The following is a 6,313-nucleotide window of genomic DNA, read 5'->3' on the forward strand; positions in this document are numbered from 1 at the left end:
GTCTGCGGGGGCCCCGTCCCCCCGAACGGCTGCAAGCCCTCGGTCCGTCCTCCTGAATGGCCGCAGGCCCCCGAGCCCCTGGCCGTGCCAGGGCCGGTCTGCGGGGGGCCCGTCCCCCCGAACGGCTGCAAGCCTCGGTCCGTCCTCCTGAACGGCCGCAGGCCTCCGAGCCCCTGGCTGTGCCAGGGCCGGTCTGCGGGGGGGCGGGGCCCCGTCCCCCCGAACGGCTGCAAGCCTCGGTCCGTCCTCCTGAACGGCCGCAGGCCTCCGGCCCCGGCTGGGCCGGGGGCGGAGGCCTGGTGGCGGCTGCGGTCCGGACCCCCGTGGCCGGGCCGGGGCCGCCGGCTACTCGGTGGCGATGGCGTTCAGGACGTTCATCCGGCCGGCGCGGAACGCCGGCACCAGCGCGGCCAGGAGGCCCACCAGCGCGGAGCCGGCGAAGACGCCCAGGATGGTGGGCCAGGGGATCTCCAGGACCTTCATGCCCTCCAGCGCCAGGAGCTGCTGGGCCGTGGCGCCCCAGCCCATGCCCAGTCCCAGGCCCAGCAGGGCGCCGAAGAGGGCGATGACCACCGACTCCAGGCGGATCATCCGCCGCAGCTGGCGGCGGGAGAGGCCGATGGCGCGCATCAGGCCGATCTCCCGGGTCCGCTCGACCACCGACAGGGCCAGGGTGTTCACCACGCCCAGGACCGCGACGATGATCGCCAGGGCCAGCAGGCCGTAGACCATGTTCAGCAGCTGGCCGACCTGGTCCTGGAGCAGCTTCTTGTAGTCGGTCTGGTTCAGGACCTTGTACTGCGGGTACGGCGCCAGGGCCTGCTTGAGCGCGGTGTACGCGGCGTCGCCCTTGCCGCCCTGGGCCTTGCCCAGCAGCATGAACGGCCGCGGCATCCGGTCGGCCGGCACGTACTCCTCGGCCGTCTTCGTGCTGATGTACATGACGCCCTTGTCGAGGTTGCCCTCGTCCTTGGTGATCGCCGCGACCTTCAGCTTGGCCGTGCGTCCCTCGGTGAAGGCGACCGTCAGCTCGTCGCCGACCTTGACGTGGTGGGCGGTGGCGTACTCCGAGCCGACCGCCATACGGCCGGCGGCGTACGCGTCGGCGTGCTGCCCGGCGGTCGTCTTGCGGCGCACGTCCTCGGCGTACGTCGGGTCGGTGGCGCTCAGGCCCTGCTCGACGGTGGACCCGTCGGGCGCGGTGACCTTGGCCTCGACCTGCCGGTAGGCGGTCACGTGCGCCAGCCCGGCGCCGCGCATGGCCTGCTCGGCCTGCGGCACGATCGGCTGGCCGGTCTGCGACTGGACCATGAAGTCGGCACCGACGGACCGGTCGAGCTCGTCGGTGGCCGAGGCCACCATGGACGAGCCGACCACCGACAGGCAGGCGACCAGCGCCAGTCCGATCATCAGCGCGGCGGCCGTGGCGCCCGTACGCCGCGGGTTGCGCAGCGCGTTGCGCTCGGCGAGCCGGCCCACCGGGCCGAAGGGCCGCAGGACGACCCCGGACAGGATCCGCACCACACCGCCGGCCAGCACCGGGCCGATCACGACGAAGCCGATCAGGGTGAGCACCACGCCCAGCCCCAGCCACAGCGAGCCCGGCCCGGCCTTCTCGGCCTGGGCCGTCAGGAACAGGGCCGCGCCACCGGCGCCGGTGAGCAGCAGGCCGAGGACCGCGCGGACGGCACCGGCCTTGCGGTCGCCGGGGGTGCCGGCGTCGCGCAGGGCCGCCATCGGGGAGACCTTGCCGGCCCGGCGGGCCGGGACGTACGCGGCGACGACGGTGACCACCACGCCGAGGACCAGGCCGACGACCGGGGTGGTCCACAGGACCGTCAGGTCGTCCAGGGAGAGGTTCATCCCCATCCGGCCCATCAGCTTCATGAGCCCGACGGCCAGCCCGATGCCGGCGCCGATGCCGAGCAGCGAACCGAACACCCCGAGCAGCAGGGCCTCGGTGAGCACCGAGCGGTTGATCTGGCCGCGGTCGGAGCCGATGGCCCGCAGCAGGCCGATCTCGCGGGTGCGCTGGGCGACCAGCATCGAGAAGGTGTTGAAGATCAGGAAGATGCCGACCAGGAACGCGACGGCCGCGAAGCCGAGCATCACGTACTTCATGACGTCGAGGAAGGAACCGACGTCCTTGCGCCCGGCGTCCGCGGACTCCTTGGCGGTCTGCAGGGTGTACGCGTCGGCGCCGAGCGCGGCGGCGACGGCCGTCTTGAGCTGCTCGTCGGAGACGCCGTCCTGGGCGGTGACGTTGACGTGGGTGAACAGGCCCGGCCCGCCCAGCAGCTGGGTCTGCGCGGTGGCGGTGTCGAGGTAGATCAGGGTGGCGCCGGGGTTGGTCACCTTGAAGGTGGCGATGCCGGTGATCGTGGCGCGGAAGTCGCCGGTGAGGGCGATGGTGCGCAGCTCGTCACCGATCTTCAGCTTGTGCTTCCTGGCCGTGTCGGCGTCGAGCATCACCTCGGTGGGGCCGCGCGGCGGGTGGCCGGCGCTGACCTCCATCGACGTGAGCTCCTGGTCGTTCCAGCTCGCCGCGATCGTCGGGGCGCCGGAGGTGGGGCCGATGTCGTTGTTGCGGGAGTCGGCCACCGTGACGGAGGTGGAGACCACGCTGCCCTGGGCGGACTTCACGCCCTGGACCTCGGCGACCTTGTCCACGGTGTCGGCGGGGACGGTCTCGGGCCGGCCGCGCCGCGGGTTGTCCTCGCCGGGTTCGGCGGCCTTGGCGCTGACGGTGACGTCGGCGCCGGTGGTCGCGAACAGTTTGTCGAAGGTGGTGTTCATGGTGTCCGTGAACACCAGGGTGCCGCAGACGAAGGCGACGGAGAGCAGGACCGCGATGGCCGACAGCGCCATGCGTCCCTTGTGCGCGACGACGTTGCGCAGGGAGGTCTTCAGCACGCTCACGAGGTCCGCCCGCGCGCGTCGAAGTCCTTCATGCGGTCCAGGACCTGGTCGGCCGTCGGGTTGCGCATCTCGTCCACGATCCGGCCGTCGGCCAGGTACAGCACGCGGTCGGCGTACGAGGCGGCCACCGGGTCGTGGGTGACCATCACGATGGTCTGGCCGAGTTCGTCGACCGAGCGGCGCAGGAAGCCGAGCACCTCGGCGCCGGCCCGGGAGTCCAGGTTCCCGGTGGGCTCGTCGCCGAAGATGATCGCCGGCCGGGCGGCGAGCGCCCGGGCCACGGCCACGCGCTGCTGCTGGCCGCCGGAGAGCTGGGTCGGGCGGTGCTTGAGCCGGCCGGCCAGACCGACGGTCTCCACGACGCGGTCCAGCCACTCGGGGTCGGGCCTGCGGCCCGCGATGTCCATGGGCAGGGTGATGTTCTCCAGGGCGTTCAGCGTCGGCAGCAGGTTGAACGCCTGGAAGATGAAGCCGATCCGGTCGCGCCGCAGCTGGGTGAGCTTCTTGTCCTTCAGGCCGGTGATCTCGGTGTCCTCCAGGTGGATCTGCCCGCCGGAGACGGTGTCCAGACCGGCCAGGCAGTGCATCAGGGTGGACTTGCCGGAGCCCGAGGGGCCCATGATCGCCGTGAACTGCCCGCGGTGGATGTCCACGTCGACGTGGTCGAGGGCGACGACACGGGTCTCGCCGGAGCCGTAGGCCTTGACGACCTGCCGCGCCCGGGCCGCGACGGGCACGGCTCCCCCCGTACCGCCGTGCCTGGTTTCGGTCATTGCCGTTGTCACGGTCCTTCTCCTCGTTCGCGTGTGCCGTAGCCCCCTGGCTCGTAGGAACCAGTTAAGAACCGGCCGAAACGGGTTTCCTCCTCCACCGGGACGAAAGAGCCCTGGGTCGTTGTGAGGAGCCGACCCCTAGGGGTCGTGCACCCTTCGGCGGACGTGAGATGGGGGATTCCCCCGCGTGCGCCGCGGTGAGAAGGTGTTCCCCGAAACTGCGTGCACAGTGAAAGGATCTTGGTGAGCACTGGGGAGAGCACCGGCGGCAGCACGGACGCCGGCCCGTCCGGCACTCCCGACACCTCCGGCATACCCGCGGCCCCGGCCGGGGCCGGGGCGGGGCGGCCACGGGCCGCCGTCGTGGCGGCGTTGATGCTCACCATGGCGCTGGCCGCCCTCGAAGGCACCATCGTCGCCACCGCCGTCCCCCAGGTCGTCGGCGACCTCGGCGGCTTCTCCGTCTTCTCCTGGCTCTTCTCCGGCTACCTCCTCGCGGTCACCGTCAGCCTCCCCGTCTACGGCAAGCTCTCCGACACCTTCGGCCGCAAGCCCGTCCTCCTCTTCGGCACCGCCCTGTTCCTGGCCGGCTCCCTGCTCTGCTCGGTCGCCTGGAACATGGCCGCGCTCATCGCCTTCCGGATCGTGCAGGGGCTGGGCGGCGGGGCCCTCCAGGGCACCGTGCAGACCCTGGCCGCCGACCTGTACCCGCTCAAGGACCGCCCGAAGATCCAGGCCCGGATGTCCACCGTGTGGGCCACCTCCGCCGTGGGCGGCCCGGCCCTCGGCGGCCTGCTCGCCGCCTACGCCCACTGGCGGTGGATCTTCCTGATCAACCTGCCGGTCGGGGCCCTGGCCCTGTGGCTGATCCACCGTCACCTGCACGAGCCCGCCCGCGACCGGGCCGCTGCCACCCCCCGCGGCCGGATCGACTGGCCGGGGGCCCTGGCCGTCTTCGCCTGCGGCGGGGTCCTGCTGTTCGCCGTGGTGCAGGGCGGGGTGGCCTGGCCCTGGCTGTCGGCGCCCTCGCTCGCCCTGCTCGCGGCGAGCGCCGTCCTCGCGGTGCTCGTCGTACGGATCGAACGGCGGGCCGAGGAGCCGGTGCTGCCCGGCTGGGTGTGGCGCCGGCGGACCATCGCCGCGGTCAACCTCGCCATGGCGGCCCTCGGCGTCGTCATGGTGGCCCCGATGGTGTTCGTACCGACCTACGCCCAGAGCGTGCTGGGCCTGGACCCGATCAGCGCCGGCTTCGTGATGTCCGGGATGACGCTGAGCTGGCCCGTCACCGCGGCCCTGAGCCAGCACGTCTACCGGCGCATCGGCTTCCGCAACTCCGCGGCCGTCGGCATCGCACTGGCCGCCGCGGTGCTGTTCTCCTTCACCCTGCTGCCCTACCCGGCGCGACCTTGGCAGCCGGCCCTGATCATGCTCCTGCTGGGCGCGGCGCTGGGCCTGTTCCAACTGCCGCTGATCGTGGGCGTGCAGTCCACCGTCGGCTGGTCCGAGCGCGGCACGACCACCGCCTCGGTGCTGTTCTGCCGTCAGGTCGGCCAGAGCCTGGGCGCGGCCGCGCTGGGCGCCGTCGCCAACCTCACGATCGCCTCCCGGCTCGCCGACGCCCCCGTACCGGGCCTGCCGACCCGGCTGGACGACGTCTCCGGGGCCCTGGACCGGCCGGACCTGGTACCGCCGGCCGCCGCCGAGCAGCTGCGCGGCGCGGTGGCCACGGCCGTGGACCACATCTTCTTCGGCGCGAGCGCGGCGGCGGTGGCCGCGCTGCTGGTCCTGCTGCTGATCGCCCCGCGCCGCTTCCCGGTGCTGCCGGAGCAACGCGAGGACTGACCGCCCGGGGTGGCGACTTGTCATGTCCCCGGTCGCGCGGTACCACTGCGGAGGGACGCGGGGGACGCATCACGGGGGTCACGGGGGGACACACATGTTGACGGCACTCTGGGCACTGACGACCTTGGCGGCCCTGACCGGGCCCGTCCTGCTGCGGCTGCGCCGCGCGCCGGGCTTCCTGACGGGCCGCGACGGACGGCTGTCGACCTCGACCACGCTGGCGTTCGCCTGGACGGTGGTCCTGGTCTGGCTGCTGGTGACGATCCTGGGCTACGGCCTGGTGGCGGGCGGCGGCCCCGCGTACTTCTCCCGCCCGGACGGCCCCCTGGCCGAGCTGACCACGGTCTACCTCCCCCTCCTCGGCGGCCCGTACGTGGCCCTGATCGCGGCCAAGACGGTGGTCGGCGTACGGGTGCAGAACGGCACCCTGAACAAGCCCGCCCTCCAGCCGGACGCCCACCCCACGGCCCGCGACCTGATCGCCAACGACGGAGGCCGCACCGACCTGGTCGACCTCCAGTACGTGGCGCTGAGCGTGGTCACGATGGCCTACGTGGTCGCGTTCTTCCTCGCCGACGTCGGCGCGGGCCTGCCCGACCTGCCCGACCAGATCTGGGCCCTGACCGGCGCCCCGGCGGGCGCCTACCTGGTCAACAAGCTGGCCGGCCGCCCCAACCCGGTGATCACCCGCGTCACCCGCACCGCGGACGGTTACGTGATCGAGGGCGGCGGCTTCGAGCCCGACCCCACCCACGGCAACCCCAAGGTCACCCTCGACT

The 6,313-nt window shown here is 72.8% G+C and carries 4 protein-coding genes; 2 read left to right on the forward strand and 2 right to left on the reverse strand.

Annotation, left to right across the window (positions count from 1 at the left end; translation table 11 throughout):
* Window positions 1-345: 345 nt before the first annotated feature.
* Window positions 346-2,919, reverse strand: coding sequence for an ABC transporter permease (locus EF918_RS31045; RefSeq protein ID WP_125652257.1), 2,574 nt, complete (start codon window positions 2,917-2,919; stop codon window positions 346-348).
* Window positions 2,916-3,704, reverse strand: coding sequence for an ABC transporter ATP-binding protein (locus EF918_RS31050; protein WP_125652258.1), 789 nt, complete (start codon window positions 3,702-3,704; stop codon window positions 2,916-2,918). Before EF918_RS31050 ends, EF918_RS31045 begins: the two co-directional genes overlap by 4 nt.
* A gap of 300 nt (window positions 3,705-4,004) precedes the next feature.
* Here EF918_RS31050 and EF918_RS31055 point away from each other — a divergent pair, with 300 nt between their 5' ends.
* Complete coding sequence (locus tag EF918_RS31055) at window positions 4,005-5,534, forward strand: MFS transporter (protein ID WP_260610825.1); 1,530 nt, start codon at window positions 4,005-4,007, stop codon at window positions 5,532-5,534.
* 94 nt (window positions 5,535-5,628) lie between these two features.
* On the forward strand, window positions 5,629-6,313 hold a 685-nt coding region (locus EF918_RS31060), incomplete at its 3' end, for a hypothetical protein (protein WP_260610824.1).

The organism is Streptomyces sp. WAC06614 (assembly GCF_003949795.1).
Taxonomy (GTDB): domain Bacteria; phylum Actinomycetota; class Actinomycetes; order Streptomycetales; family Streptomycetaceae; genus Streptomyces.